The sequence below is a fragment of the Methylobacterium sp. CCH7-A2 genome, assembly GCF_001557075.1.
Classification (GTDB): domain Bacteria; phylum Pseudomonadota; class Alphaproteobacteria; order Rhizobiales; family Beijerinckiaceae; genus Allobosea; species Allobosea massiliensis.
In genome coordinates this window covers 19,685-45,286 of the sequence record NZ_LSKN01000085.1, presented here as the reverse complement: position 1 = coordinate 45,286, position 25,602 = coordinate 19,685, and the positions used below count along the sequence as shown (strand labels likewise).

The window sequence follows — 25,602 nt, the reverse complement described above, 5'->3', positions numbered from 1 at the left end:
GAGGGCGCCTGCGCGAAACGCTGTTCCCTGCATGCAGCACGCTGCTATGGTCGGCTCCACCGGATTTGAAACGGTTGAACCGGCAAGAAACCAGAGGATACGCCATGCCCGCCGCCAGCACGCCCGCCCATGACAAGGTCGCCATCATCACCGGAGCCGGATCGGGCGTCGGACGGGCCGTCGCGCTCGCCTTCCTGAAGGACGGCTATCGCACAGTGCTGGCCGGCCGCCGTGCGGACGCGCTGGAGGAGACGATCGCGCTGTCGGGCGTCGCGGCCGGGCGGGCTCTCGCCGTCCCGACCGACGTCACCGACAAGGCGTCGGTCCAAGCGCTCTTCGCCAAGACAAAGGAGGCGTTCGGCCGGGTCGACGTGCTGTTCAACAACGCCGGCGTCAACGCTCCCGGCGGCATCCTGCTCGAGGACCTCTCGCTGGAAGACTGGCAGAAGGTGGTCGACACCAACCTGACCGGCCCGTTCCTGTGCACGCAGGAGGCCTTCAGGGCGATGCGCGACCAGGTTCCCCAGGGCGGCCGCATCATCAACAACGGCTCGATCTCGGCCCATGCGCCGCGGCCCAATTCGGTCGCCTATACGGCGACCAAGCACGCCATCACCGGTCTGACCAAGACCGCCTCGCTCGACGGCCGCAAATATGGCATCGCCGTCGGCCAGGTCGACATCGGCAATGCGCTGACGGAGATGGCCCGCAAGATGACCACCGGCGTGCCGCAGGCCGACGGCTCCATCAAGGTCGAGGCGGTGATGGATGTCGACAACGTCGCCACCACGGTGCTGCACATGGCGAGCCTGCCTCCGGAGGCGAACGTGTTGTTCGTTACGGTGATGGCGACGAATGCGCCCTTCGTCGGGCGGGGGTGAGACCACCGCGCTGGTCATCCCGGGCGCAGCGAAGCGGAGACCCGGGATCCATGCCGGAACGGTTCAGGCATGGTTCCCGGATCGGCGCCGCTGAAGCGGCTTGTCCGGGATGACGGGGAGGGGGGGATCGATGACTGAGCATCGGGACAGCGCCGTGCTTGTCGAGCGATCGGTCGCCCGCGCCTTCACCCTGACCATCTGGGGCATCGCGCTCGGCATCCTGGCGTTTGCGTGCGGCGTGGTCGCCTGGGCGCTCGCCATCGGCAATCCGCAGCTGTTCAAGGACGGCGTCGACTGGATCTATGACGTCGCGCTTTACGGCATCGCGGCCGTGGTATTCGGCCGTGATGCGCGTGCCGAAAAGCTGGCGGCGTTCGCCATCGGGGCCGTCATGGCGCTGGCGGGCTTTCACACGCTCTACGATCTCTGGGACAAGATCGTCATGCCGCGCCCGATCGAGGTCTGGACGCTCGGCTTCTCGGCGGGCAGCGCGGTCGTCGTTGCCATCCTGATCGTCGTCGTGCTCTGGCGTTTCCGGCGAGAGGACAATCCGGTCATCAGGGCGACCTGGCTGTCGTCCCGCAACGACGTCATCAAGACGCTGGGGTTCGCGCTGGTCGGGCTGTTCGCCCGGGTCATGCCGATGCGCTGGCCGGAATATCTCTTCGACCTCGTCATCGCCGGCATCTGTTTCCAGGCCAGCTGGGCGATCTGGCGCTCGCTGCGGACGAAGCCTGCCGAGGCTCCTGTGCAGAACAAGGCGGCGACAGCCCCGGCCGCCGGGCTATAAAGACGGCACGCTCACGCGCCATGCCGTCCGGGACGTTGCCCATGTCGATTGCCGAGAAGCTGCCCTCCATCCTGATCGCCAATCGCGGCGAGATCGCCTGCCGGGTCATCCGCACCGCCAAGCGGCTCGGTTTGCGCACCATCGCTGTCCATTCCGACGCCGATGCGGAGGCGCTGTTCGTGCAGATGGCCGACGAGGCCTACCGGATCGGCCCGGCGCCGGCGCGCGAGAGCTATCTCGATGCCAGCAAGATCCTGGCGGTCGCCAAGGAGGCGGGCGCCGCCTGCATCCATCCGGGCTATGGTTTCCTGTCCGAGAATGCCGAATTCGCCGAGGCCTGCGCGCAAGCCGGGATCGTCTTCGTCGGACCGCCGGCCTCCGCCATCCGCGCGATGGGGCTGAAAGATGCCGCCAAGGCGCTGGTCGAGAAGGCCAGCGTGCCGGTGGTGCCGGGCTATCACGGCGCCGAGCAGGGCGTCGAATTTCTCGCCGGGGAGGCGCAGCGGATCGGCTACCCCGTTCTGATCAAGGCGGTCGCGGGCGGCGGCGGCAAGGGCATGAAGAAGGTCGATCGGCCGGAGGATTTCGCCGACGCCCTGACCAGCGCCCAGCGCGAAGGCCAAAGCGCCTTCGGTGACGGTCGCGTGCTGGTCGAAAAATATGTGCTCTCGCCGCGCCATGTCGAAATCCAGGTCTTCGGCGACAGCCATGGCAATGTCGTCCACCTCTTCGAGCGCGACTGCTCGCTGCAGCGCCGCCACCAGAAGGTGATCGAGGAGGCGCCGGCGCCGGGCATGACCGAGGAGGTCCGCGCCGCGATGGGCAAGGCCGCGACCGAAGCGGCGAAGGCCGTCGGCTATGTCGGGGCCGGAACGGTCGAGTTCATCGCCGACGGGCGCGACGGCCTGCGTGCCGACCGGTTCTACTTCATGGAGATGAACACCCGGCTTCAGGTCGAGCATCCGGTCACCGAGGCGATCACGGGGCTCGATCTGGTCGAGCTGCAGTTGAAGGTCGCCGCCGGCGAGCCTCTCGGCTTCACCCAGGCCGACGTCACCGCGACCGGCCATGCGGTCGAGGCACGGCTCTATGCCGAGGATCCGGAGAAGGGCTTCCTGCCCTCGACCGGCAAGCTCTGGGCGCTGCAATTCCCGGAAGGCGACGGCATCCGCATCGACACCGGCGTCGAGGCCGGCGACACGGTGACGCCGTTCTACGATCCGATGATCGCCAAGGTGATCGCCCATGGCGCGACTCGCCATGAGGCGCTGGACCGCCTCGGGGCTGCGCTGAGCGAGACGATCGTGGCGGGGCCGCGCACCAACCTGGCCTTCCTGAAGGCGCTGACCGAGGCTCCCGGCTTTCGCGAGGGGCCCTTCGACACCGGCTTCATCGAGCGCAACATTACGGCGCTCGGAGCCGAGCCGCAGCCGCTCGACGCGGCGGCGGTCGCGGCGGCGGCGCTTCAGTTGGAGGAGGAGCGTCAGACGGAAGGTCTGCTTCGGGCGGCTGAACGGGCCGATGGCGAGGCCCGCTCGCCCTGGCTTGTGGCGGACGCGTTTTCGCTGATGCCGCGCCCCGCGCTCGGCCTGCCGCTCCTGGTCGATGGCGAGCGGGTCGAGGCGCGGATCGAGTGGCATGAGGAGGGCGCCCGCGTCAGCCTGCCCGGCCATCAGATCGGCGAGGGCGAGCACGAGATCGCGCTGGCGCAGGGCGAGCGCGGCACCTGGCTGGCGCTGCACCGCGGCCGGCAGACGGCCGTTTCGCTGTTCGACCCGTTCAGTGTCGATCTCGACGCCGCGGCCGGCTCGGGCGGCGTCGTCAAGGCGCCGATGCATGGCAAGCTGATCGCGCTGTTTGTCTCGGCCGGCGATGTCGTCAGCAAGGGCCAGCGGCTCGCCATCGTCGAGGCGATGAAGATGGAGCATGTGCTGACGGCACCGCGCGACGGCACGGTCAGCGAGATCGGCGCCGCGCCAGGGGCTCAGGTGGCGGAAGGCGCCAAGGTGGTGGTGCTCGGCGACTAGGCGAATCGTAGGAGTCGCTTGCGGCCGTTTGCTCGCTCGACAGGCGAGGATAGCCCGTCACTGCGAGCGCAGCGAAGCAATCCAGAACGGCAGTGCTCGACGTTACCTGGATTGCTTCGCTGCGCTCGCAATGACGGCGGCCAGCCGGACTACCCCATCCGTCCGATCACCGGGAACTGCTCGACCTCGTAGATCTGCCCCGAGACCGGCGCGCTCTCGTCGGAGAGCCAGAAGGCGGTATGCGCCGCGATCTCCTCGGGCTGCATGATGCGGCCGCTCGGCGCCTGACGGACGGGCACATGCTTCTCCCAGCCGGGCTTCTGCCCCTCCTTCTGCTGGGTGGCGTCCTCATTGGCGGTGAAGGTCCAGCCGACATTGAGCTGGTTGAGGCGGATGCGCTCCGGGCCGAGCGAATCGGCGAGGTTGCGCGTCATCGTCATCAGCGCGCCCTTGGACATGGAATAGACGGTCAGGCGCGGCAGGCCGCACCAGGCGTTGATCGAGCCGACGGTGACGATCGCGCCGCCCGAGCCTTGCGCGCGAAAAGCCCGCGCCGCCGCTTCGGAGGCGAGCAGCGGGGCGCGGACATTGACGGCGAAGATCTCGTCGAAGAAGTCGACCGTCGTCCCGGTGACCTCGCCGCGGGGATAGATGCCGGCGTTGTTGACGAGGCCGTCGATCCGTCCGAAGGCCGCGACCGTGGCATCGACCAGGGCCTGCGGCGTCTCGGGATCGGCGAGGTCGCCGGTCACGGGAGCGGCCTGGCCGCCCAATTCGCGGCAGACGCCCTCGACTTCCTCGCGATCGCGGCCATGGACCACGACCTTGGCCCCCTCGGCGACCAGCCGCTCCGCCATGGCGTGGCCGATGCCGTTCGAGGAGCCTGTGACGAGAATGGCCTTGCCTGTCAGTCCGCGCATCAAAATCTCCTTGTGTCTTGGGGTGCCCTGCGGCCTGCCGTCGCGCAGGCAGCTTCGCGCAGCGCGGCTGTGGAGAGCAACGCCGCTGGCGCTGGTCCGGTTGCCGTGCCCGCACTAGATTGCCGGCCATGCCGCTCCATCTCCTCAAGCTCTGCGTCGGCGCCGATTCGATCGGCGATCTGGAAGATTGGATCGAGGAGCGCCTGACACTGGAACGGCGACTGGGCCGGACGGCCGAGCAGATCCACACCACCCGCATGGTGCCCAAGCGCCTCGACGAGTTGCTCGACGGAGGCTCGCTCTATTGGGTGATCAAGGGCCAGATCAGCGCGCGGCAGAAGCTGCTGGCCGTGCGCCCTTTCACCGATGGCGACGGAATCGGCCGCTGCCATCTTGTGCTGGAACCGGTGGTCGTGCCCGTCGAGCCGCGTCCCTGCCGGCCGTTCCAGGGCTGGCGCTACCTCACCGAGAAGGATGCGCCGCGCGATATCGACGGCCGCAGCGGCGATCTTGGCGCCATGCCGGAGGCGTTGCGGCGGGAGCTTGCGGAGCTGGGGCTGCTGTAGAGCGCCATTCCAGTCGTGCGCTGGCGTGCTCAGCGCACTTCGATGCTGCGCCTCGCCAGGACGCTAAGGCCGTCTCCCGCTTTCAGGATGTAGCGGATGTCGTAGCGCCCCGGCTTGTCGGGCGCGGCGAGCCGGCCGCGGCTTTCAGCCTCCACGGAGATATAGGTCAATTCGCCAGCGGTTTCCCTGGAGCCGGCGACAACAATGTCGACATAGTCCCCTTCGCCATTCGGCCCTTGCCATGACACCTCGAACTCGACTCCGCGCTGGACACGGGCGGGGGCCTCGAGACTGGCTGTGGCGGCACGGACGGTCAGCGGCACCTCGGCAAGGATCTTGTGCCCTCCGGCGGCTGCGAGGACATAGCGGATGCGGTAATCGCCTGGTGCTCCGGGCGCCCGCAGCGCCACGGTTTCCTGATCCTCCGACTGTTCGACATAGGCATAGGCCAGTTCGCCGGAGGTGTCGCGATGGCCCTCCCTCACCAGATCGACATAGTCTCCGGCAGCGCCGGGGCCGCGCCAATGGACCGAGATTGTCGCGCCCGCGATCGCGTCGGGCGGGAAGGCGAGCGTCGCCGCGGAGGGCGTGACCTCGAGCGGGATGGCGACCAGCGCCTTGCGCCCGTCCGGGGCGGCGAGGATGTAGCGCAACTGGTAGGAACCGGCTTCGCCGGGAGCCTTCAGCCGAACCGGGTTGCCGCTGTCGAGATAGGCATAGGCGATCTCGCCATCAGGCGCCGTATGGTCGCGGCGGACGAGGTCGACATAGTCGCCCGGTTGGCCCGGCCCCTTCCAGGATACGTCGAAGGTCGTGCCAGCCGCGACGCTGGCCGGAGCCTCCAGCGCATGGGGGGCGTCGGCCACTGCGATCCGTGCCGTCGCGAGCACTTGCCGGCCCTCGGGACCAGCCCAGACATAGCGCAGGTCGTAGGGACCGGGCCGGCCGGGGGCGCGTAGCGCCGCTGCTTTGCCGGCCTCGACATAGACATAGGACAGCTCGGCATCGAAGCCCTTGCTCCCGGCCGGGACGATATCGAGATAGTCGCCGGTGCCGCCAGGGCCGGTCCACTCAGCAGTGAAGCTCTGGCCGATGCTCGGCTTCGCGCCCGTCCTGACTGTCGCCGCCGGCCGCTTGACCGATTGCACCGCTGCGGGACGCAGCGTCGCGCTCACGGTGGTCATCAGCGCATCCTGGAGCTGGGCGGCGTTGCCGGCCGCGATATAGCGGCCCCCGGTCTTTTCGGCGAGGCAGGCGACCTTGCGGCCGTCCTCGCGCGACAGGTCGAAGCCGACGACATGCGCCGTGAAACCGACGCCGGCCTTGGCGAGTTCCGCTCCCAGCGCGCAGGGGTCGGCCTGACAGGTCTCGATCCCGTCGGTGATCAGGATGACGGTCGCCTTCTCCTCCGTGTAGCGCAGTGCAACGGCTGCCTGCCGGACGGCCTCTGTCAGCGGCGTCTTGCCGAGGAAGCGCAGTCTTGCGGCCGCATCAGTGATCGCAGCAGCATTGTTCCGCCCCGGCGGCACGATCAGTTCGATGTCGGAGCAATTGCCTTTCTCGCGATGGCCATAGGCAAGCAGGCCGATCTCCCTTTGCGGGGCCATGCCGCCCAGGACGGCCTTCAGCGCCTCGCGGGCGATCTCGAGCTTGGGCTTGCCGTCGATGCGGCCCCACATCGAGCCCGAGGCGTCGAGCACGATCAGCGACTGCTCGGCCCGCCCCGCAGTGCCGAGCGACAGCAGCAGGCCGAGGGCCATCATCCAGATCCGCATCACGTACTCCGTGTCGCACCCGTCGCAAGCCGAGGCGGCTGCCAGCCGCTCCATTACCGATAGCGGTCATCCTGCCGAACGGGAAGGGGAACCGAAGGCGGCCGCAGCGCCCCCTCATCCGGGTTTCGTCACGCGCCCTACACTGCGATGTTGTCGATCAGCCGCGTTGCGCCGAGCCGCGCGGCCACCAGAATCCGGATCGGTCCGTCCGCGAGCGAAGTGACCGGTGCCAGGGTCTCGGCGTGGCGCGCTTCGAGATAATCGAGTTCGAAACCTGCCGAGATGATTTCGGTCTGGGCCTCGCCGACGGCCCGGAACAGGTCGTCGCGGTTGCGGATGCGGACGGCCAGCGCCTGCATCACCCGGTGCAGCAGCGGCGCCAAGGCGCGATCCTCCGGCGAGAGGTAGCGGTTGCGTGAGGACATGGCGAGGCCGTCCGCCTCGCGGAAGGTCGGCAGGGGCACGATCTCGATGCCGAGGTCGAGATCGGCCGCCATCCGGGTCACGACCTTGAGCTGCTGGTAGTCCTTCTCTCCGAAGACGGCGAGGTCAGCCCGTGACTGGGTGAAGAGCTTGCAGCAGACCGTGGCGACGCCCTCGAAATGCGTGGGCCGGAAGCGGTCGTCGAGCCCCACCGCAGCGGGCCCGAGCAGCAGCACGCGCGTGGCGAAGCCGGACGGATACATCTCCTCGACCGGGGGGAAGAAAACGGCATCCGCGCCGGCGGCGACCAGCTTGGCGCAGTCGTCGTCGAAGGTGCGCGGATATTTCTTGAAGTCCTCATGCGGCGCAAACTGCGTCGGGTTCACGAAGATCGTCACGATGACGCGCTGCGCCCGCCGCTGGGCTTCCTTCACCAGCGCGATATGGCCCTCATGCAGCGCGCCCATCGTCGGCACGAGGCCGACTTTGTCGCCCGCGGCATGCCAGCCGGCGACGGCCTGCCGCATGGCGGCGACGGTCTCGAAGATCGCGATCCCGGTCATGGCGTCTCTCTTGTCGATGGGCTGACACGTCGCGCCCCTGATGGTGGCGGACGGGTAGCAAATGTCCCGCAAACCGCCAATATCAAGGCCATGACGGAGAAGAGCGACAAGGCGCTGGAGAAGCGCGCCGGAGCGGGTGTGGCGACGGGGCGATCGGCGCCCGGCGAGATCGACCGTTTTCTCGGTGCGGCGAAGCAACTCGCACCGCTGGCGACCGGACAGGCGGGGCGCCTCGTCTTTGCGCTCGACGCCACGATGAGCCGCCAGCCGACATGGGACCTCGCCTGTTCGCTGCAGGCGAAGATGTTCGAGGTCGCGGCAACGAGCGGCGGGCTCGCCGTGCAGCTGGTCTATTTCCGCGGTCTCGCCGAGTGCCGCGCCTCGGGTTGGGTCGGCGAGCCGCGCCGGCTCAACGGCCTGATGTCGGGAATCGCCTGCCAGGGCGGCCAGACGCAGATCGCGCGCGTGCTGAAGCATGTCCGCGACGAGGCGCGCAGCGTGCCGGTTCGCGCCTTCGTCTTCGTCGGCGACGCGATGGAGGAGGAGGCCGATGCGCTCGCCGCCCTGGCGGGCGAACTCGGACTGCGCGGCATCCGCGGCTTCCTGTTCCAGGAGGGGCAGGATCCCGCCGCGAGCGCTGCCTTCGCCATGATGGCGCGCCTGACGGGCGGCGCCCATGCCCGTTTCGACGCCGCCGCGCCAAATTCGCTGCTCGATCTCCTGCGCGGCGCGGCGGCCTATGCGGCGGGTGGGCGAGAGGCGATGCTGAAGCTGTCGGCGGCGAGCCCTGCCGTGCGTGGGCTGCTGGGCTCGATGGAAGGAGGCCGCCGGTGACGCTGCTTTACGGGATCGGCGCGGTGCTGCTGATCTGGTGGCTGTCGAAGCTCTTCGCGAGCACCAATCCGAAGATGCTGGCCAAGGCGGTCAAGGGCGGCGGCGGGGTGCTGTCGCTGGGTGTTGCCGCGCTGCTGATGATGCGCGGCCGGCTCGACATGGCGATCTTCGTCGGCGGCATCGGCGCCTGGCTGCTCGGCTGGAGCGCGACCGGGCCCGGCGGCATCCGCTTTCCCTGGGGGACGTCGTCCGCCGAGACACCCGGTGCGCGCTCGCAGGTCGCCTCGCGGCTGTTGGCGATGGAACTCGACCATGACAGCGGCGGCATGACCGGGACGGTCAGCGGGGGCCGTTTCGCCGGGCGCAGCCTCGACGACCTCTCGCTGGCCGAGATCGCCGAGTTGATGCGCGAGTGCCTGGCCGACGACCCTGACGGGGCGCGGTTGCTAGAGGCTTATCTGGACCGCCGGTCGCCCGGCTGGCGTGAAGACGCTGATCGTCACCGCGACGCGGGGCAGGGCCGCGCGGCGGGCACGGGCGCGATGTCGCATCAGGAGGCCTACGAGATCCTGGGGCTTCAGCCGGGGGCGGGCGAGGAGGCGATCCGCGAAGCCCATCGCGCCCTGATGAAGCGCATCCACCCGGATGCCGGGGGCACCAGCGGTCTTGCCGCTCGCGTCAACCAGGCCAAGGACGTCCTTCTGAAGTGAGGGGCCGAGGGGAAACAGGGAAGAGGTCGGGTGCGACATGGCAGCGTTCCTTGTCCTTGTCCTTCAACCGCGGGTGGCGAAGCAGGCGAAGCCGTCGCGCTTGAGCCTCGCGCAGGCGTTCTGGGCGTCCTTGGAGTCGTCGAAGCCGGCGAAGCGGGCCCTGAAGAGGGTGGAGCCGCCCTTCTCGACGCGCTCGGTCACCGCCGTGGCGTCGGCCAGCGGACCGGCGGCCTTGGCGCGGGCCCTGGCGAGGATGTCCTTGGCCTTGGCCTCGTCATCGGTCGCGCCGAGCTGGATGATCCATTTGCCGGTGGTGGCGACGGTCGCGCGGCTTTCGCTGGCGCGCGCCGGCTCGGGAGCCTTCTCCACGGCCTTTGCAAGGGTGGTCACGCCGCTCTCGTGAGCCTTCTCGGCCGGCGCCGGTGCAGCGGCGGGCTTCGGCATCGGAGCCTCGGCGGGCTCGGCGACCTTGGCGATCGAGGAGGTCACGTCGACATTCGCCGGCGGACGCAGGACCTTGCCGTCGGCGGCGGGGGCGCCGATCGACCAGCGCATGGCCGGCGGCGTCGTGGTGGCGGTCACCGGGCGCATGCCGGAGATCTGGAGCTGCTGGGCGCCGGCGGAGAGCGGGCGCGGCGGCGCGATCGGCGTCGTCGTCGAGACCGGCGCGTAGGCACGGGCGGCGATCGGCAGCGGCGCTTCGGTCTCGACGCGCGGGCGGGGCACTGGCAGCGGGGCCGGCTCGGCGGCGGCGGTCACGACCGGTGCGGCCGGGCGGGCGCGTTCCGGTGCACGCTCAGGGGCGCGCTCCTGCGGCCGCTCCTGGGGTTCCGGGGCCTCCGCAATCAGCGTCGAGGCGCGGCCGCTGGTGGCGGCCTTGGGCAGGGCGGCGACAACGAGATCGGCCATGATCTTGTCGCGGGAGGCGCCTGAACGTCCGCCGAGCACGACGGAGACGACATGGCGGCCATCGGCCTTGGCCGAGGTCATCAGGTTGAAGCCGGAGAGGCGGGTGTAGCCGGTCTTGATGCCGTCCACGCCCTCGATGCGGCCGAGCAGCTTGTTGTGGTTGCGGTAGGCGCCGCCGGCATAGTTGAACACCCGCGTGGAGAACATCGGGTAGTAGCGCGGGAAGCGCTCCTGGATGGCGCGGGCGAGAATGGTGAGGTCGCGCGCCGTGGTGATGTTCGGCGGGCTGTGGGGCAGGCCGTGCGGGTTGTAGAAGGCCGTGCGGCTCATCCCGAGCGAACGGGCGCGGGCCGTCATCATCTTCGCGAACTCGTCCTCCGAGCCGCCGACATTCTCGGCGACCGCCATGGCGACGTCGTTGGCGGATTTGGTGATCAGCGCGAGGATCGCGTCGCGGACCGAGATGGTCTCGCCCGGCGTGAAGCCGATCTTGGAAGGCTCCTGGCGGGCGGCGTGAGCCGAGACCGTGAGTTCCGAATTCATGCTGAAGCGGCCACGCTCCAACTGCTCGAACAGCACGTAGAGCGTCATGACCTTGGTGATGGAGGCGGGGATGCGGGGCGCATCCTCGTTGACCGCATGCAGCGTGCGGCCGGTCTTCGCATCGACGACCATCGCCGCATAGGGGGGCGCATAGCCGCCGCCCGCGGGGCGCTTCTTCTTGCGCGCCGCCTCGGCGGGAGAGGCGACGGCGGCGACAGCCACCGCGACGATGCCGATCATTGCCACGAGCGCGCGCGAACGCACGCGCCGGGACCCAACGCAACTGAAAGCCATGCAACCCGCCTCAACCAGAACTCACGTCCCGATCCCGGAGCACGTGACGACGTGGCATCCGGGACACAGTTTTGGAGGTTACGACGGCGCGGTTACGGAGCCGTTAAAATGCCACCGATCGCGAAGGCCGCCAGTGGCGTCAGGGCGTCGCGGCTGATGCGCTGCAGCGCGATCTTGACATTCATGTTGCGGTGCACAATATGAAGGCGGTCCCGGTGGTGAACCCTTTTTCATCTGACCCAGGGGCGACAGACCCGGGCCCAAGGGCTCGTCAGCAAGAGGCGGCATGCGTGCCGAGGGAAGAAACATGATGCAGCAGTTCGAAACGATCCAGAAGGCCTCGAAAGAGAACGTCGATGCGGCCCTGAAGGCCTTCGGCGCCACCTCCAAGGGCGTGCAGACGCTCGCCGTCGAGGCCACCGACTACGCCAAGAAGTCCTTCGAGACCGGCACCGCCACGCTCGAGAAGCTGGCCGGCGTCAAGACGCTGGACAAGGCCATCGAGATCCAGACCGACTACGTCAAGACCGCCTTCGAGGGCGCCGTCGCCCAGATGACCAAGATGGGCGAGCTCTACGCCGCGATCGCCAAGGACGCTTACAAGCCGTTCGAGGGCATCGTCGCCAAGGCCGTTCCGGCCACCAAGTGAGGCGACGCGGCGCCGCCCGCTTGCGGCGCCAAGCCTCACCACTGAATCAGAGCCCGGCCGCGAGGCCGGGCTTTTTCGTTGCGTGATGCCCGCCCGGATGCTGCGCTGCAGCAGCCGGACGCCTCTTTGAACCGATTGAAAACTGTCGCGATGAAGCGCATGTCTTGCCCGTCGCCGCGCGCGCCGCGGCTTGCAAGCCAGTGGTTCCCCCGATGCTCGACAAAGCCATTCCCCCGCGTACCCTCAGGCTGAACGCCAGCGACAATGTCGCGGTCGCGGTCGATCCGGTCGATATCGGTGTGACAGCCGCGGGCGTGACGGCGCTGAAGCGCATTCCACGTGGCCACAAGCTGGCGCTGAGCCCGATCGCCAAGGACGAGCCGATCCGCAAGTTCGGCCAGATCATCGGCTTCGCCACCGTCGACATTCCGCCGGGCGAATGGGTGCATGAGCACAACACCGGCTTCCACGCCTTCGAGCGCGACTATGCCTTCTGCGCCGAGGCCAAGCCCGAATTCGTGCTGCCGGTCGAGCGCCAGGCGACCTTCGAGGGCTTCCGCCGCGCCAATGGCAAGGCCGGAACGCGCAACTATGTCGGCATCCTCACCTCAGTGAACTGCTCGGCCTCGGCCGCGCGCTTCATGGCCGAGGAGGTCAAGCGCTCTGGGCTGCTCGCTGATTATCCCAATGTCGACGGCGTGATCGCGCTGACCCACGGCACGGGCTGCGGCATCGACTACAATGGCGAGAGCTTCGAGGTGCTGAAGCGCACCACCTGGGGCTATGCCTGCAATCCCAACATGGCCGCTGTGCTCGTCGTCGGGCTGGGCTGCGAGGGCTTCCAGATCAAGCGGATGAAGGACGCCTATGGCATCGAGGAGAGCGACGTCTTCCGGACGCTGACGATCCAGGAGACCGGCGGCACGCGCAAGGCGGTTGCGGCGGGGATCGAGGCGCTCAAGATGATGCTGCCGATCGCCAATCGGGCGCGGCGCGAGACGGTGCCGGCGTCCGAGCTGATGCTCGCTCTGCAGTGCGGCGGTTCGGACGGCTATTCCGGCATCACGGCTAACCCGGCTCTGGGCAAGGCGGTCGACATCCTGGTCGAGCATGGCGGCACGGCCATCCTGTCGGAAACGCCGGAGATCTACGGCGCCGAGCATCTGCTGACACGCCGCGCTGCGACGCGAGAAGTCGGCGAGAAGCTCGTCGGCATCATCAAATGGTGGGAGGACTATACCGCCCGCGCCCGGATGGACATGAACAACAACCCGTCGCCCGGCAACAAGGCGGGCGGGCTGACGACGATCCTGGAGAAGTCGCTCGGCGCTGCCGCCAAGGGCGGCACCAAGACGCTGGCGGCCGTCTACAACTATGCCGAGCCAGTCCGCTCCAAGGGCTTCGTCTATATGGACACGCCCGGCTACGATCCCGTCTCGGCGACGGGGCAGGTGGCGGGCGGGGCGAACATCCTCGCCTTCACCACCGGGCGCGGCTCGGCCTATGGCTGCAAGCCGACGCCCTCGATCAAGCTCGCGACCAACACGCCGATGTATCTCAAGCAGACCGACGACATGGACATCAACTGTGGCGATGTCCTCGACGGCGTGACGCTGGAGGAGAAGGGCCGGGAAATCTTCGACTATCTGCTAAAGGTCGCCTCGGGCGAGAAGTCGAAGTCCGAAGAGATGGGCTATGGCGACGCCGAGTTCGTGCCCTGGCAGATCGGCGCGACCATGTGAGGGTTCGGGCCGGCGGGATTGTTCCGGCCGGAACAATAGCGCGACGTCGATCGTTCCTTCCGATCAACGTGAAGGAAGGGACGATATGATCCGCCACGCTCTCGCAGCAGCACTCTTTGCAGCCGGCCTCTCCGTTGCGGCGCCCGCCTCGGCATCGCCTCTCGCCGCGCCCTCGGCCTCCGGACTGCTGCAGCAGGTTCCGTCAGTGGCGGAGCAGGCCCAGTATCGCGATCATCGCCGTTATCGCCGCGACCACCGCGGACCTTATATGCGGCGCCACGGGCCGCGACCGCGCTACGCACCCGGTGCCCGATTCCGCGCCCCGCCGCCCGGATATCGTCGCTATGGCGCCCGGCCAGGCAACTGGCGCACCCGAGGCTGCATCACGGTCGGGGCGATCTGGTTCTGCCCGTGACCTGCGGCCATCGACAACCAAGCCGGGCTCGCGCCCGGCTTTTTTGTGTGTTGGCTTGAACCGAACCGGACGTCGAAGGGACCAAGAGGGGAAACCGGCGCAACCCGCGCCGGTGCATTGCTTTGCCTAGGCCCATCATGAAGACCCTGCTTCTGGTCACCCTCCCGCGCATCCTTCTCGGGCTGCTTTTTCTGGTTTCCGCCGTCGACGGCTTCTGGTGGCTGGCCACCGGCGCGCATCTGATCCATCCGCCGACCAGCGCGCGCGGGGTCGCCTTCGAGGAGGCGCTGCAGGCCTCCGGCTTCTTCTGGCCGCTGCTGAAGACGGTCAATCTCCTCGGTGCGCTCAGCCTGCTCGGCAATATCGCGCCGGCGTTCGGACTCGCGCTGATCGCGCCGGTCATGACCGTGATCGTGTTCTTCCACCTCGTCATCAACCCGCAGGGCATCCCTGTGGCGGTGATCCTGGTGGTTCTGGGCTCGCTGCTGGTTTGGGCCTATCGCGATCGCTATGCGGCGCTGCTGCGGTAGCGGGCAGGCGTCATTCTCGGGCGCAGCCCTCGGGTCCGATCTTCGATCGGCCCAAGGATAAACTCCGCGCAGAGCCGAGAATCTCGAAACGAGAATGAACTGGTTTCCGAGATGCTCGGGTCAAGCCCGAGCATGACGTGTCACGTCACAGCGCAAACCCGCGCAGCCGCTCGCTCAGCGCGCCGATCCGGTCGGCGGCGACATTGGCGATGGCGATGCGTAAGTGCCGTTCCTGGCCCGGTCCGAAATAGGGGCCGGGCAGGGCGAGGACGCCGCGCTCCTGCACCAGAGCCCGTACCACCTCGGCCGCCGGCACGTCCGGGAACGGGTGGGCCACATAGGCGAAATAGGCGCCGGCCGCGAGCACGCGCCAGTCGTTGAGCGGGGCCATCGCCTCGCGGAAGAGCGCGGCGCGGGCGTTGATTTCGGCGCGATTGGCCTCGCGCCAGTCGCGGATGCCGTCGATGCCCCAGGTCACGGCCGCCTGGCCGGCGCGCACGGGGTTGATCTGGACGCAGTCCAGCACCTTGGCGATCTCTGCCATCACCGCTTCGCCCGCCGTGATCGCGCCCAAGCGCCAGCCCGGCACGGCATAGGCCTTCGAGAAGCTGTAGAGGCCGATCACGGAGTCCTGCCAGGGCGTTGTGGCGAAGACTTCATGCGGGGCGGCAGCGCCTGCGGGGAGGAAATCGCGGTAGGTCTCGTCGAGCACCAGCCAGAGACCGCGCCCCGCGCAGAGCTCCGCGAAGGCCGCGATGGTCGCGGGAGGATAGATCGCGCCGGTCGGGTTGTTCGGCGTCACCAGCACGATGGCGCGCGTGCCGGCGTCGATCAGCGCCTCGGCCGTCGCGACATCGGGCACGAAGCCGGCGGCCGGATCGCAGGGCAGCGGGCGCGCCTCGATGCCGAGCATGCGCAGCGTCATCTCGTGGTTGAAGTACCAGGGCGTCGGCAGCAGCACGTTCTGGCCGGCCCGCGCCACCGCCATCATCGTCATGACGAAGGCCTGGTTGCAGCCCGAGGTGATGGCCACCTCGCCCGGCTCGAAGGGCGCGCCATAGATCCGGCCGATCTCGGCCGCATAGGCTTCGCGCAGGACCATGTCGCCGGTAATCGGGCCGTAGCGCGTGGCGTCGGGCGAGGCGGCGGCCTGCGCCAGCCGCTCGAGCAGCGCGGCCGGCGGGGGCGAGCCCGGCACAGCCTGGGAGAGGTCGACCAGGGGGCCCGAGCGGCCGTCATAGGCGCGCGCCCAGCCCTGCGCCTGCGGGATCGGCGGCGTTCCGGTGTCGAGAAGGTCGGGGTTCAGGGCGGGGAGCGTCTTGTCGGCCATGGCCGGCAGCTTTGGGACGCGGCCGGCCTTGCGTCAATCGGTCCGCGCGCCGGAGGCTCCTGCGCTTGGCGGCCGGCCAGAGGGACGCCATATCGTCGGAGGAAGCCACGGAGCGCGCATGCCGGACGGAACACGGGACGCCATCGAGACGCTGCATGCGATGCTGGACGCGGCCGGCAGCATCGTCGCCTTCACCGGTGCCGGCATCTCGACCGAATCGGGGGTCCCGGATTTCCGCTCGGCCGGCTCGCCCTGGATGGTCAACAAGCCGATCCCGTTCGAGGCTTTCGTGAAGAGCCGTGAGGCGCGGGCCGAGGCCTGGCGGCGCAAATTCGCCATGGACGATCATTATGCCGGCGCCGCACCCAATGCCGGGCATCGCGCGCTGGCCCGGCTGGTCGGGCAGGGGCGGGCGCCGGCGATCATCACCCAGAACATCGACGGGCTGCACCAGGCCTCGGGCGTGCCCGACGACCGGGTGATCGAACTGCATGGCAACGGCACCTATGCGACCTGCCTGGGCTGCGGCCGCCGGCATGAACTGGCCGAGATCCGCCCCGCCTTCGAGGCGACGGGCGAGCCGCCGGACTGTGCCGCCTGCGGCGGGCCGGTGAAATCCGCGACGATCTCCTTCGGCCAGGCGATGCCGCAGGACAAGATGATCCGGGCCCAGCAACTGGCTCTGGAGGCTGAGCTTTTCCTCGTCGTCGGGTCCTCGCTCGTGGTCTATCCTGCCGCGACGCTGCCGGTCATCGCCAAGCGGCAGGAGGCGACGCTGATCATCGTCAACCGCGAGCCGACGGAGCTCGACGCCATCGCCGATCTGGTGGTGCGGGCGGAGATCGGCGCGGCGCTCGGCCCGCTGGCGGGCTGAGCCCCTGCGACCTTTCGGTCCGGCCCGCATGACGGGGCTTGAGGCCGTGGCAAAAACAGCTATGCGAGCGGGACGCTTCCCTCCACCGTCGCAAGGCGCTCCATGTCCAGCGAGAAGACCATCCCCTCGGCCGCCCTCGCGCTCGGTGCGGCCGGGGTCATCCCGTTCCTGGCCTGCACCGCCGGGCTCGCGGCCGGCTTCGCCGTGCCGGGCATCGGCGGTGGCGAGCGGCTGTCTCAAGCGCTGATCGTCTACGGGGTCGCGATCCTCTCGTTCCTCGGGGGGGTGCGCTGGGGCATCGCCATGGGCTATGAGAGCGAGGCCGCGCAGCGGCGCGATTTCGTCATCGCCGTGATCCCGGCGCTGATCGGCTGGGGCGCGGCGCTGCTGGCGCCGGGCGCGGCGCTGTGGACGCTCTGCGTCGCCTTCATCCTGCTCGGGCTGATGGATTACGGGCTCTATTGCCGCGAGGTCGCCGCCGAGTGGTATGGCCGGCTTCGGCTCGGCCTGTCGGCGGCGGTGGCGGTGCTGCTCGGCGTGGCGGCGGCCGCGGCCTGAACCTCACTCCCGCGAGGCCAGCGCCAGCCGCAGTGCCAGCGCGCCGAAGACCGCGCCCATCAGCCGCTGCGGCCAGGCGGCGAGATGGGGCCGTGCGGCGAGCGCCCGCCCGAGCCGGCCCGCCGTCAGGATGACCGCGCCGTTGACCATCAGCCCGACCAGATTGAGAATCGTCGCCAGGACGATCACCTGCAGCGCGATCGACCCGGCCTCGGGCTTCAGGAACTGCGGCAGCAGCGCCAGCATGAACAGCGCCATCTTGGGGTTGAGCAGGTTCGTCAGCATCCCCTGCAGGAAGATCGCGCGCAGCTTCAGCGCCGGCTGGTCGGCGCGCGGCGCGAAGAGGGTGGCCGGCGACCGCAGCGTCGTCCAGGCCAGCCAGGCGAGATAGGCCGCGCCGAGGAACCGCAGTGCGTCATAGGCCGCCGGCACCAGCAGGAAGAGCTGCGACAGGCCGAAAGCGGCCGCGAAGGCCTGGAGATAGCTCCCGGCGGCGATGCCGGCATAGGTCACGAAGCCGGCGCTGCGGCCCTGGCCGAGGCTGCGCGAGGCGATCAGCAGCATGTCGGGGCCGGGCGTGGCGGTCAGGACGGCGCAGGCGGTCGTGAAGAGCGCGAGGGTGGCGAGATCGGGCATGGCGGTCCTCGTCGCTTCGGGATCGACTCGGGAGCCTCCTATCGCATGGGACGGCCGGGCGCCGCAGGGCTTTTTTCGCCCATCGCGGATGTGGATGACGCGAAGCCGGCTGTATCGCGACTCCCCGGGGATGGTATCGTGAGCAGGCGAATCAAGCCATTTCGGGCGGGGGTGGGTAGTCAATGTCCGACGAGTTCGGTGAGAGCGGGCGGCGACCGGTAGGACCGATCCAGTCGCTCAATCGGGTGATGCGGCTCGACGGGCCGGACAGCCTCGCCGCGGATGTCGGCGTCGAGCTCAGCGGCTATGTGAAGTGGTTCGACGTCTCCAAGGGCTACGGCTTTGTCGTGCCCGAGGATGGCGGGCCCGACGTTCTCGTCCATGTCACCATCCTGAAGCGCGATGGTTTCAATGCGATCGCCGAAGGCGCTCACATCGTGCTCGAAGCGGTGGAGAAGCCGCGCGGCCGTCAGGCCATCCGCGTCCTGTCGATCGACACCACCGCCGCGCGCCATCCCGCCGAGATGCCGCTGGCGCGCACCAACGTCCAGGTCACGCCGACCAGCGGGCTCGAGCGGATGACGGTGAAGTGGTTCAACCGGCTGCGCGGCTTCGGCTTCGTCTCGGCCGGCGAGAATTCGCCCGACGTCTTCGTCCATATGGAAACGATGCGCCGCTATGGGCTCGTCGAGCTGATTCCCGGTCAGGTCGTGCTGGTGCGCTACGGACCCGGGCCGAAGGGCCTGATGGCCGCCGAGATCCGGCTGGAGCAGGGCGGGGCGCCGAGCTCGCACTGACCGCCTCGCGTCATGCTCGGGCTCGACCCGAGCATCTCATCCCGCGAATGGCCCTCTTCTTGCCGGAGATGGTCAGGGCAAGCCCGACCATGACGCGTCAGAGCGCGAACGACGTCCCGCAGCCGCAGGAACTCGTCGCGTTCGGGTTGGTGATCTTGAAGGACTGCCCGATCAGATCGTCGACGAAGTCGATCGTGCTGCCGGCCAGCAGGTCGAGCGAGGTCTCGTCGATCAGCACGGTGGCGCCGTCGCGCTCGATGACGATGTCGCCCGGCGCCTTCTCGCGATCGACGTCGAAGACATACTGGAAACCCGAGCAGCCCCCGCCGGCGACACTGACGCGCAGCATCGAGCCCGGCGGCTCCGTCGCCATCACGGCGAGGATACGGCTGGCGGCCTTCTCGGTCACGGAGACGGGGCCCGCAGCGGCCTCGTTCGATGCGGTCATGGCGATCTCCCGGAGCAGAAGCTCCTTGCACCTTGGTTGCCCGCAAAGGTAAGTGCGCGCCAGCCCCCCGACAAGCCGGGGGCGGCGACGGACCCGCCATGCCGCATCCAGACGATCCGCACGCCTTGCTGCCCACGCAGCCGGGCGCCGCGCGCGAACCCGGCGACCGCTGGCGGGCTCCCTATGCCTGCCGGTCGGCGACGAGCCGGGGCCGACTGATCGAGGAGCCGGCCTCGCCGACGCGCAACCCGTTCCAGCGCGACCGCGACCGCATCATCCACTCCACCGCCTTTCGCCGGCTGAAGCACAAGACGCAGGTGTTCGTCTCGCATGAGGGCGACCATTTCCGCACGCGGCTGACGCATACGATCGAGGTGGCGCAGATTGCGCGCGCCCTGGCGCGGGCGCTCGGGCTCGACGAGGATCTCGCCGAGGCACTGGCGCTGGCCCACGACCTCGGCCACACGCCCTTCGGCCATACCGGCGAGGATGCGCTGGCCGACTGCATGGCCGATGTCGGCGGCTTCGACCACAACGCCCAGACGCTGCGGATCGTGACGCGGCTGGAGCGGCGCTATGCGGGGTTCGACGGGCTGAACCTGACCTGGGAGACGCTCGAGGGCCTGGTCAAGCACAATGGCCCGCTGCTGCTGGCCGACGGATCGCCGACCGAGCGCTATGCGCAGGGCGGAATCCCCGCCGCGATCGTCGAGTACCAGGCCAAGCAGGATCTCTGGCTCGACAGCTATGCCTCTGCCGAAGCGCAGGCGGCAGCGCTCGCCGACGACATCGCCTACAACGCCCATGACATCGACGATGGCCTGCGGGCCGGGCTCTTCGGCCATGGCGAACTGCGCGCGGTGCCCTTCCTGGCCGGACTGCTCGACGAGATCGAGGCCCTGCATCCCGGGCTGGAGACGGCGCGGACGACGAACGAGCTGGTGCGGCGGGTGATCACGCGCTTCGTCGAGGGCACGATCGCCGAATCGCAAGGCAGACTGGCGGCGCTCGCCCCGGCCGATGCCGATGCGGTGCGACGGGCGGGCCGGCCGGTGATTGCCTTCCCGGCGGCCGTCGAGGCGGCCGACCGCGAGATCAAGGCCTTCCTCTACCCCAACATGTACCGCCATGCCCGCATCGCGCCGATCCGCCGCGATGCGGCGCAGGTGGTGCGCGACCTGTTCGCCCGCTTCCGGGCCGATCCTGGGCTGATGCCGGCCGATTGGGCCGCGGGCTGCGGAACCCTCGACGCGCACCGCCTGGCGCGGCGCGTGGCCGACTATATCGCCGGGATGACCGACTGGTACGCGCTCGACGAGCACCGGCGCCTGTTTGACGCGACACCGACGCTGCGATAGGGCCGGGCGCCTCTCCACCGCAGATATCGGCCGCCATGAACCTGTTCGAGACCTATTCCGCCCGCGTCGCCGCCGCGCTCGCCGCGCTCGCCGATCGCGGGGCGCTGCCCGCCGGGCTCGATCTCGGCCGCGTCGTGGTCGAGCCGACGAAGGACCCCGCGCATGGCGATCTCGCGACCAATGCCGCGATGGTGCTCGCCAAGGAGGCCGGCACCAATCCGCGGGCTCTGGCCGCCCTGCTGATCGAGGAACTCGCCAAGGACGCCGAGATCGTCAAGGCCGAGGTGGCGGGGCCCGGCTTCATCAACCTGACGCTTCGGCCTTCGGTCTTCACCGCGATCCTGAAGGAGGCGGTGCTGCGCGGGCTCGATTATGGCCGCGGCGCGCCGAAGCCGCAGCCCAAGATCAATGTCGAATATGTCTCGGCCAATCCGACCGGGCCGATGCATGTCGGCCATGGCCGCGGCGCCGTCTTCGGCGATGCGCTCGCCAACATCCTGGCCTTCGCCGGCCATGATGTGACGCGCGAGTACTACATTAACGACGCCGGGGCGCAGGTCGATGTCCTCGCCCGCTCCGCCTTCCTGCGCTACCGCGAAGCGCTGGGCGAGACGATCACGATCCCCGAGGGGCTTTATCCGGGCGACTATCTGGTCTCTGTCGGTCACGAGTTGGAACATCAGTATGGCCGCTCGTTGTTGGACAAGTCCGAGTCGGAGTGGATGCCTATCGTCCGGTCCGTCGCGATCGGCGAGATGATGGCAATGATCAGGGCCGATCTGCTGGCCTTGGGCGTCGCGCACGACCAGTTCTTCTCCGAGCGCTCGCTGCAGGAAACCGGCGGCGTCGATGCGGTCGCCGAGACCATCGCGGATCTGCGGTCCCGCGATCTCGTCTATGAAGGCCGGCTCCCCCCGCCCAAGGGCCAGAAGGATGAGGATTGGGAGGATCGCGAGCAGACGCTGTTCCGCGCCACCCAGTTCGGCGACGATGTCGACCGGCCGCTGCTGAAGTCGGATGGCAGCTACACCTATTTCGCCAACGACATCGCCTATCACCGCTCGAAGTTCACCCGCGGCTTCGCGCAGATGATCGACGTCTGGGGCGCCGACCATGGCGGCTACGTCAAGCGCATGCAGGCGGCGGTGAAGGCGGTCACGGCCGGGCAGGGCGCGCTCGACGTCAAGCTCTGCCAGCTTGTCAAGCTGCTGCGCAACGGCGAGCCTGTGAAGATGTCGAAGCGCTCGGGCGATTTCGTCACGCTGCGCGAGGTCATCGACGAGGTCGGCCGCGATGCGGTGCGCTTCATGATGATCTTCCGCAAGAACGACGCGACGCTCGATTTCGATCTCGCCAAGGTGGTCGAACAGTCGAAGGACAATCCGGTCTTCTATGTCCAGTACGCCCATGCCCGCTGCGCTTCGATCTTCCGGCAGGCGCGCGAGGCTTTTCCGAATCTCGACCTGTCGCCGCAGGCGCTGGCTGGTGCCGATCTCGCTCGCCTCACCGACGAGGCTGAGCTCGGTATCGTCAAGTTGATCGCGGCCTATCCGCGCATCGTCGAAGGCGCCGCGGCCGCTCATGAGCCACATCGGCTGGCGTTCTTCGTGCATGAGCTCGCCAGCGCGTTCCATTCCCTATGGAACAAGGGCAAAGACTCGCCGCAATTACGGTTCGTTAATCAAACTGATCGAGAGTCGACTGTGGCGAGGTTGGCGTTTGTGCATGCGGTGCGCAGCGTCCTTGCTTCCGGTCTGGCTGTCGCCGGAGTTGCGGCGCCGGAAGAGATGCGTTGACGGGCTCAGGGCCCTCGGCGCCCACAAGGTCGGGTTGACTGCGTCGCGCCTGGGCGTTCCCATGCGTGCCTGCGGCCTGCGCTGGGATGGATCATGCCATGAGTGAGCCCGCTAGGAACCGTTTTGCTCTCGACCTCGAGGATCTGGAGCGCCAGCTCCGCAGTGCGGGACAGGCCCCGCGCTCGGGCCAGTCGGCCGATCCTCTGGCCGAGCTGACGCGGATCGTCGATCAGGGCGATCCGCTGAAGGACATTTTTGGCCAGCGGGGCGCTGCACCGGCGCCCTCGCGCGCCACGCCGTCCTGGCCGGCTGCCGCACCGGCTCCGGCCCAGCCCCGGATCGTGCCGGAAGCGCCGCGCGAGGAGCCGCAGTTCGACGCCATCCGGCAGTTCCAGGCCGTGGCCGAGCAGGCGCCGCCGCCGGCCGAACTGCGTGGCGCGCTCGACGAATTCGAAGCCCTGCTGCGCCGCACCGATTCGGCCCGGCCGGCCGCGCCCGTCGCTCCGGCACCCGCGCCGCTGCGGGCTGAACCCCGCTTCGATTCCGCCGACGAGAGCTTCGACCGGCCCGAGCCTCAGGCTTATCAGCGCCCGGTCACGGCTCCGGCTGCACGCGACCTCGACGAGGCGAGCGAGGCCTTTGGCTATCACGGTCAGCCCGACGTCTACGATCAGCAGCCGGTCCATGCGGCCGCGGTGGCCGACGAGGACATGCCCGATCTCGAGCCGCGCCGCTCGCGCAAGGGCCTCTATGCCGCCGCCGCGCTGATCGTCGTCGGCGTGGTCGGTGTCGGCGCCGCGATGTCGCTGCGGGGGCCGACCCGCAGCGCCGACGGGCAGCCGCCAACCATTGCCGCCGCCACCGGCCCGACCAAGGTCGAGCCGGTCAATCCGGGCGGGGCCGAGATCCCGAACCAGAACAAGCAGATCTATGAGCGGCCCGGCGATGGCCAGTCCGGCGCGACCAAGGTCGTCAGCCGCGAGGAGCAGCCGGTCGACGTCCAGCAGGCGGCGCGCTCGATGCCGACCCGCGTCGTGATGCCGGGGCCGGGCTCGGCGACGGCTACGCCGCCCGCCAACGCGTTGTCGCAAGCGCCTGCCAGCGCCGCGCCGGTCGCCACCCCCGCCGAACCCGCCCTGACGCCGGTGCCGCCGGTGCCGGGTCTCGGCGAGCCGCGCCGCGTCCGCACCGTGTCGATCCGTCCGGACGGCACACCGGCGCCGCCCGCCAACGGCTCGGCCAACGGCCCGACCGGCTACACCAATGGCGCCGTCCCCCTGGCGACGGGCTCCGCGCCTCCGGCGCGTCCGGCCGGGCTCTCCCCCTCCGCGACCTCCGCTCCGGCCCCCGTCGCGGCAGCGCCGGCAACGCCCCAGTCGCGTCCCGCGACGACTCCGGCGGCCGAGGCGCCCAAGGTGCAGGAGCGGGCTGCCGCGCCGGCGACGACTCCCGCCGCCCCACTGCGCATCGCCAATGCCGCTCCTGCGGCGCAGGCTCCTGCCGCTCCGGCCCCGGCCACGGCGGCGATCCGCGCCGGCACCGGTGACTTCGTGGTCCAGCTCGGCGCGCCCGGCAGCGAGGCCGAGGCCCGCGCCACCTTCGCCGCCCTGCAGCGCAAATATCCCGGTCAGCTCGGCGGCCAGGCGCCGATCGTGCGCAAGACCGAGCTGGCCGGCGGCAAGACCGTCTACCGCCTGCGCGTCGGCCCTTACAGCCGCGAGGACGCGACCTCGATGTGCACGGCGCTGCAGGCCGCCGGCGGCCAGTGCTTCATCGCGAAGAACTGACCCGACCGCCTCCGTCGACCCCATCCGAGGCCGGCGGCGCCCAGCGCCTCCGGTTTTTTCGTGTCCGTGATGCAGGGCGCGGCGGCGCGGCGCGCGGTGGCCGGGCTCGGCGATTCATGGCAAGAGGCCGCGACAGAGTCGCGTCCCGCCTGCGGGCGGCGGATGCGGCCGAAGACCAGAAAAGCCTTCCGGAGGACACCATGGACCGCCGTCGTTTCGTCAAGACCGCCGCCACAGGCGCAGCCGGCAGCGCGCTGATCGCCGCGCCCGCCATTGCCCAGTCCCAGCCCAAGATCAGCTGGCGCCTGACCTCGAGCTATCCGAAGAGCCTCGACACCCTGTTCGGCCTGTCGACTCAAGTTGCCAAGCGCGTCGCCGAGGCGACGGATGGCAATTTCCAGATCCAGGTCTTCGCGCCCGGCGAGATCGTGCCCGGTCTGCAGGCGCTCGACGCCGTGCAGAACGGCACGGTCGAGTGCAGCCACACCCTGTCGAGCTTCTATATCGGCAAGGATCCGGCCTTCGCCTTCGAGACCTCGCTGCCCTTCGGCTTCAACACCCGCCAGCAGAACGCCTGGCTCTATGCCGGCGGGGGTCTCGAGCTCTGCCGCGCCTTCATGAAGAAGCAGGGCCTCTACACGATTCCCTCCGGCAACACCGGCGCGCAGATGGGCGGCTGGTTCCGCAAGGAGATCAAGTCGCTGGAGGATTTGAAGGGCCTCAAGATGCGCATCGCCGGCCTCGGCGGGCAGATCATGTCGAAGCTCGGCGTGGTGCCGCAGCAGATCGCCGGCGGCGACATCTATCCGGCGCTGGAGCGCGGCACGCTCGACGCGGTCGAGTTCTCGGGGCCGCTCGACGACGAGAAGCTCGGCTTCCAGAAGGTCGCGAAGTACTATTACTATCCGGGCTTCTGGGAGGGGAACGCCAATGTCAGCTTCCTTGTGAACCTGGAGAAGTGGAACGCGCTGCCTGCCGCCTACAAGGCGATCGTCGAAGCGGCCTGCGCCGAGGCCAACGCGCTCTGCGTCGCCAAATACGACCATGGCAATCCCGATGCGCTGATGCGGCTCGCGGGGACGGGTGCGGAACTGCGGCCCTTCCCGCAGGAGGTGATGGCGGCGGCCTTCAAGGAAGCCTTCGCCATGTATGCCGACCTCGCCGCGAAGAACGCCGAGTTCAAGACGTTCTACGATTCCTTCCTTCCGTACTGGAAGAAGGAGAACCTCTGGTTCCGCGTCGCCGAACTGCCCTTCGACGCCTTCAACGCGCAGATGTCGCAGCAGATGCGCTGAGGCGTTTCGTCCAAACCTCAACCGTCATCCTGGGCGACCGCAGGTCGTCCGGGATCCATCCTGGGGCTCCGATGACCTCCGATGGATCCCGGGCTGCGCCGCTTCGCGGCGGGCCCAGGATGACGGCAGAGGGTTGACCGCGTCGCCCGCGC

At 69.1% G+C, this 25,602-nt stretch carries 23 protein-coding genes; 16 read left to right on the top strand and 7 right to left on the bottom strand.

Annotation, left to right across the window (positions count from 1 at the left end; genetic code table 11):
• Positions 1 to 104 precede the first annotated feature (104 nt).
• The 3 genes from AX750_RS06395 to AX750_RS06385 all read left to right on the top strand — a co-directional run bounded on the left by AX750_RS06395 (position 105) and on the right by AX750_RS06385 (position 3,698).
• Positions 105 to 881 (top strand): SDR family oxidoreductase, encoded by a 777-nt coding sequence (locus AX750_RS06395; protein ID WP_066719192.1) that lies wholly within the window; start codon positions 105 to 107, stop codon positions 879 to 881.
• Positions 882 to 1,011: 130 nt separating this feature from the next.
• Positions 1,012 to 1,671 carry a cation transporter gene (locus AX750_RS06390; protein ID WP_066719194.1) on the top strand — a complete coding sequence of 220 codons (660 nt, stop codon included), beginning with the start codon at positions 1,012 to 1,014 and terminating at the stop codon, positions 1,669 to 1,671.
• A 41-nt stretch (positions 1,672 to 1,712) separates the two neighbouring features.
• Positions 1,713 to 3,698 (top strand): acetyl/propionyl/methylcrotonyl-CoA carboxylase subunit alpha, encoded by a 1,986-nt coding sequence (locus AX750_RS06385; RefSeq protein ID WP_066719198.1) that lies wholly within the window; start codon positions 1,713 to 1,715, stop codon positions 3,696 to 3,698.
• Positions 3,699 to 3,847: 149 nt separating this feature from the next.
• On the opposite strand, the gene AX750_RS06380 is transcribed toward AX750_RS06385, so the two are convergent.
• A complete protein-coding gene (locus AX750_RS06380; protein WP_066719201.1) occupies positions 3,848 to 4,618 on the bottom strand; it encodes an SDR family oxidoreductase in 771 nt (256 codons plus the stop codon).
• A 128-nt stretch (positions 4,619 to 4,746) separates the two neighbouring features.
• Between AX750_RS06380 and AX750_RS06375 the strand changes: the two genes are divergently transcribed.
• On the top strand, positions 4,747 to 5,184 hold the full coding sequence (locus AX750_RS06375; protein WP_066719204.1) for a DUF1489 family protein: 438 nt from the start codon (positions 4,747 to 4,749) through the stop codon (positions 5,182 to 5,184).
• A gap of 29 nt (positions 5,185 to 5,213) precedes the next feature.
• Here AX750_RS06375 and AX750_RS06370 read toward each other — a convergent pair whose 3' ends face one another.
• Both AX750_RS06370 and panC read right to left on the bottom strand, forming a co-directional pair.
• Positions 5,214 to 6,959, bottom strand: a complete 1,746-nt coding sequence (locus AX750_RS06370; protein WP_082735459.1) for a VWA domain-containing protein — start codon at positions 6,957 to 6,959, stop codon at positions 5,214 to 5,216.
• A gap of 137 nt (positions 6,960 to 7,096) precedes the next feature.
• Positions 7,097 to 7,945 (bottom strand): pantoate--beta-alanine ligase, encoded by an 849-nt coding sequence (gene panC / locus AX750_RS06365; protein WP_066719211.1) that lies wholly within the window; start codon positions 7,943 to 7,945, stop codon positions 7,097 to 7,099.
• 90 nt (positions 7,946 to 8,035) lie between these two features.
• On the opposite strand from panC, the gene AX750_RS06360 reads away from it, so the two are divergent.
• Both AX750_RS06360 and AX750_RS06355 read left to right on the top strand, forming a co-directional pair.
• Positions 8,036 to 8,779 (top strand): hypothetical protein, encoded by a 744-nt coding sequence (locus AX750_RS06360; RefSeq protein WP_066719214.1) that lies wholly within the window; start codon positions 8,036 to 8,038, stop codon positions 8,777 to 8,779.
• Complete coding sequence (locus tag AX750_RS06355) at positions 8,776 to 9,489, top strand: DnaJ domain-containing protein (protein ID WP_066719216.1); 714 nt, start codon at positions 8,776 to 8,778, stop codon at positions 9,487 to 9,489. The genes AX750_RS06360 and AX750_RS06355 overlap by 4 nt, the downstream gene beginning before the upstream one ends.
• A 63-nt stretch (positions 9,490 to 9,552) precedes the next feature.
• On the opposite strand, the gene AX750_RS06350 is transcribed toward AX750_RS06355, so the two are convergent.
• The gene (locus tag AX750_RS06350) at positions 9,553 to 11,181 is read right to left on the bottom strand and encodes a serine hydrolase (RefSeq protein WP_245282329.1); all 1,629 of its coding nucleotides are present in this window, start codon (positions 11,179 to 11,181) and stop codon (positions 9,553 to 9,555) included.
• Positions 11,182 to 11,542: 361 nt separating this feature from the next.
• Here AX750_RS06350 and AX750_RS06345 point away from each other — a divergent pair, with 361 nt between their 5' ends.
• The 3 genes from AX750_RS06345 to AX750_RS06335 all read left to right on the top strand — a co-directional run bounded on the left by AX750_RS06345 (position 11,543) and on the right by AX750_RS06335 (position 14,571).
• Complete coding sequence (locus AX750_RS06345; RefSeq protein WP_066719220.1) at positions 11,543 to 11,884, top strand: phasin family protein; 342 nt, start codon at positions 11,543 to 11,545, stop codon at positions 11,882 to 11,884.
• A gap of 212 nt (positions 11,885 to 12,096) precedes the next feature.
• Positions 12,097 to 13,626, top strand: a complete 1,530-nt coding sequence (locus AX750_RS06340) for an altronate dehydratase family protein (RefSeq protein ID WP_066719222.1) — start codon at positions 12,097 to 12,099, stop codon at positions 13,624 to 13,626.
• Positions 13,627 to 14,178: 552 nt separating this feature from the next.
• Positions 14,179 to 14,571: a hypothetical protein gene (locus AX750_RS06335; protein ID WP_066719225.1), complete on the top strand. Its 393-nt coding sequence runs from the start codon at positions 14,179 to 14,181 to the stop codon at positions 14,569 to 14,571.
• A 145-nt stretch (positions 14,572 to 14,716) separates the two neighbouring features.
• Here AX750_RS06335 and AX750_RS06330 read toward each other — a convergent pair whose 3' ends face one another.
• Positions 14,717 to 15,901, bottom strand: a complete 1,185-nt coding sequence (locus AX750_RS06330) for an aminotransferase (protein WP_066719228.1) — start codon at positions 15,899 to 15,901, stop codon at positions 14,717 to 14,719.
• 118 nt (positions 15,902 to 16,019) lie between these two features.
• On the opposite strand from AX750_RS06330, the gene AX750_RS06325 reads away from it, so the two are divergent.
• Complete coding sequence (locus AX750_RS06325; protein WP_066719230.1) at positions 16,020 to 16,775, top strand: Sir2 family NAD-dependent protein deacetylase; 756 nt, start codon at positions 16,020 to 16,022, stop codon at positions 16,773 to 16,775.
• 102 nt (positions 16,776 to 16,877) lie between these two features.
• Positions 16,878 to 17,333, top strand: coding sequence for a DUF3429 domain-containing protein (locus AX750_RS06320; protein WP_066719234.1), 456 nt, complete (start codon positions 16,878 to 16,880; stop codon positions 17,331 to 17,333).
• A 3-nt stretch (positions 17,334 to 17,336) separates the two neighbouring features.
• On the opposite strand, the gene AX750_RS06315 is transcribed toward AX750_RS06320, so the two are convergent.
• Complete coding sequence (locus tag AX750_RS06315) at positions 17,337 to 17,969, bottom strand: LysE family translocator (RefSeq protein ID WP_066719238.1); 633 nt, start codon at positions 17,967 to 17,969, stop codon at positions 17,337 to 17,339.
• Between the two features lie 248 nt (positions 17,970 to 18,217).
• Between AX750_RS06315 and AX750_RS06310 the strand changes: the two genes are divergently transcribed.
• Positions 18,218 to 18,766, top strand: a complete 549-nt coding sequence (locus tag AX750_RS06310; RefSeq protein WP_245282327.1) for a cold-shock protein — start codon at positions 18,218 to 18,220, stop codon at positions 18,764 to 18,766.
• 97 nt (positions 18,767 to 18,863) lie between these two features.
• On the opposite strand, the gene AX750_RS06305 is transcribed toward AX750_RS06310, so the two are convergent.
• On the bottom strand, positions 18,864 to 19,214 hold the full coding sequence (locus tag AX750_RS06305) for an iron-sulfur cluster assembly accessory protein (protein WP_066719244.1): 351 nt from the start codon (positions 19,212 to 19,214) through the stop codon (positions 18,864 to 18,866).
• Positions 19,215 to 19,312: 98 nt separating this feature from the next.
• On the opposite strand from AX750_RS06305, the gene AX750_RS06300 reads away from it, so the two are divergent.
• From AX750_RS06300 to dctP, 4 genes are all read left to right on the top strand, one after another.
• Positions 19,313 to 20,572, top strand: coding sequence for a deoxyguanosinetriphosphate triphosphohydrolase (locus tag AX750_RS06300; protein WP_066719255.1), 1,260 nt, complete (start codon positions 19,313 to 19,315; stop codon positions 20,570 to 20,572).
• Positions 20,573 to 20,607: 35 nt separating this feature from the next.
• Entirely contained in the window at positions 20,608 to 22,368 is a 1,761-nt protein-coding gene (gene argS, locus AX750_RS06295; RefSeq protein WP_066719258.1) for an arginine--tRNA ligase, read from the top strand.
• Positions 22,369 to 22,466: 98 nt separating this feature from the next.
• Positions 22,467 to 24,155, top strand: coding sequence for an SPOR domain-containing protein (locus AX750_RS06290; protein ID WP_066719267.1), 1,689 nt, complete (start codon positions 22,467 to 22,469; stop codon positions 24,153 to 24,155).
• 200 nt (positions 24,156 to 24,355) lie between these two features.
• Positions 24,356 to 25,450 carry a TRAP transporter substrate-binding protein DctP gene (gene dctP, locus AX750_RS06285; RefSeq protein WP_066719269.1) on the top strand — a complete coding sequence of 365 codons (1,095 nt, stop codon included), beginning with the start codon at positions 24,356 to 24,358 and terminating at the stop codon, positions 25,448 to 25,450.
• Positions 25,451 to 25,602 lie beyond the last annotated feature (152 nt).

Coding starts and splice junctions, on each gene's coding strand:
- AX750_RS06330 (WP_066719228.1), bottom strand. CDS start 15,901: ATGGCCGACAAGACGCTCCCCGCCCTGAACCCCGACCTTCTCGACACC.
- AX750_RS06390 (WP_066719194.1), top strand. CDS start 1,012: ATGACTGAGCATCGGGACAGCGCCGTGCTTGTCGAGCGATCGGTCGCC.
- AX750_RS06360 (WP_066719214.1), top strand. CDS start 8,036: ATGACGGAGAAGAGCGACAAGGCGCTGGAGAAGCGCGCCGGAGCGGGT.
- AX750_RS06335 (WP_066719225.1), top strand. CDS start 14,179: ATGAAGACCCTGCTTCTGGTCACCCTCCCGCGCATCCTTCTCGGGCTG.
- panC (WP_066719211.1), bottom strand. CDS start 7,945: ATGACCGGGATCGCGATCTTCGAGACCGTCGCCGCCATGCGGCAGGCC.
- AX750_RS06370 (WP_082735459.1), bottom strand. CDS start 6,959: ATGCGGATCTGGATGATGGCCCTCGGCCTGCTGCTGTCGCTCGGCACT.
- AX750_RS06395 (WP_066719192.1), top strand. CDS start 105: ATGCCCGCCGCCAGCACGCCCGCCCATGACAAGGTCGCCATCATCACC.
- AX750_RS06310 (WP_245282327.1), top strand. CDS start 18,218: ATGCGGCTCGACGGGCCGGACAGCCTCGCCGCGGATGTCGGCGTCGAG.
- AX750_RS06320 (WP_066719234.1), top strand. CDS start 16,878: ATGTCCAGCGAGAAGACCATCCCCTCGGCCGCCCTCGCGCTCGGTGCG.
- AX750_RS06385 (WP_066719198.1), top strand. CDS start 1,713: ATGTCGATTGCCGAGAAGCTGCCCTCCATCCTGATCGCCAATCGCGGC.
- AX750_RS06375 (WP_066719204.1), top strand. CDS start 4,747: ATGCCGCTCCATCTCCTCAAGCTCTGCGTCGGCGCCGATTCGATCGGC.
- AX750_RS06325 (WP_066719230.1), top strand. CDS start 16,020: ATGCCGGACGGAACACGGGACGCCATCGAGACGCTGCATGCGATGCTG.
- AX750_RS06340 (WP_066719222.1), top strand. CDS start 12,097: ATGCTCGACAAAGCCATTCCCCCGCGTACCCTCAGGCTGAACGCCAGC.
- AX750_RS06315 (WP_066719238.1), bottom strand. CDS start 17,969: ATGCCCGATCTCGCCACCCTCGCGCTCTTCACGACCGCCTGCGCCGTC.
- AX750_RS06350 (WP_245282329.1), bottom strand. CDS start 11,181: ATGATCGGCATCGTCGCGGTGGCTGTCGCCGCCGTCGCCTCTCCCGCC.
- dctP (WP_066719269.1), top strand. CDS start 24,356: ATGGACCGCCGTCGTTTCGTCAAGACCGCCGCCACAGGCGCAGCCGGC.
- argS (WP_066719258.1), top strand. CDS start 20,608: ATGAACCTGTTCGAGACCTATTCCGCCCGCGTCGCCGCCGCGCTCGCC.
- AX750_RS06300 (WP_066719255.1), top strand. CDS start 19,313: ATGCCGCATCCAGACGATCCGCACGCCTTGCTGCCCACGCAGCCGGGC.
- AX750_RS06380 (WP_066719201.1), bottom strand. CDS start 4,618: ATGCGCGGACTGACAGGCAAGGCCATTCTCGTCACAGGCTCCTCGAAC.
- AX750_RS06290 (WP_066719267.1), top strand. CDS start 22,467: ATGAGTGAGCCCGCTAGGAACCGTTTTGCTCTCGACCTCGAGGATCTG.
- AX750_RS06345 (WP_066719220.1), top strand. CDS start 11,543: ATGATGCAGCAGTTCGAAACGATCCAGAAGGCCTCGAAAGAGAACGTC.
- AX750_RS06305 (WP_066719244.1), bottom strand. CDS start 19,214: ATGACCGCATCGAACGAGGCCGCTGCGGGCCCCGTCTCCGTGACCGAG.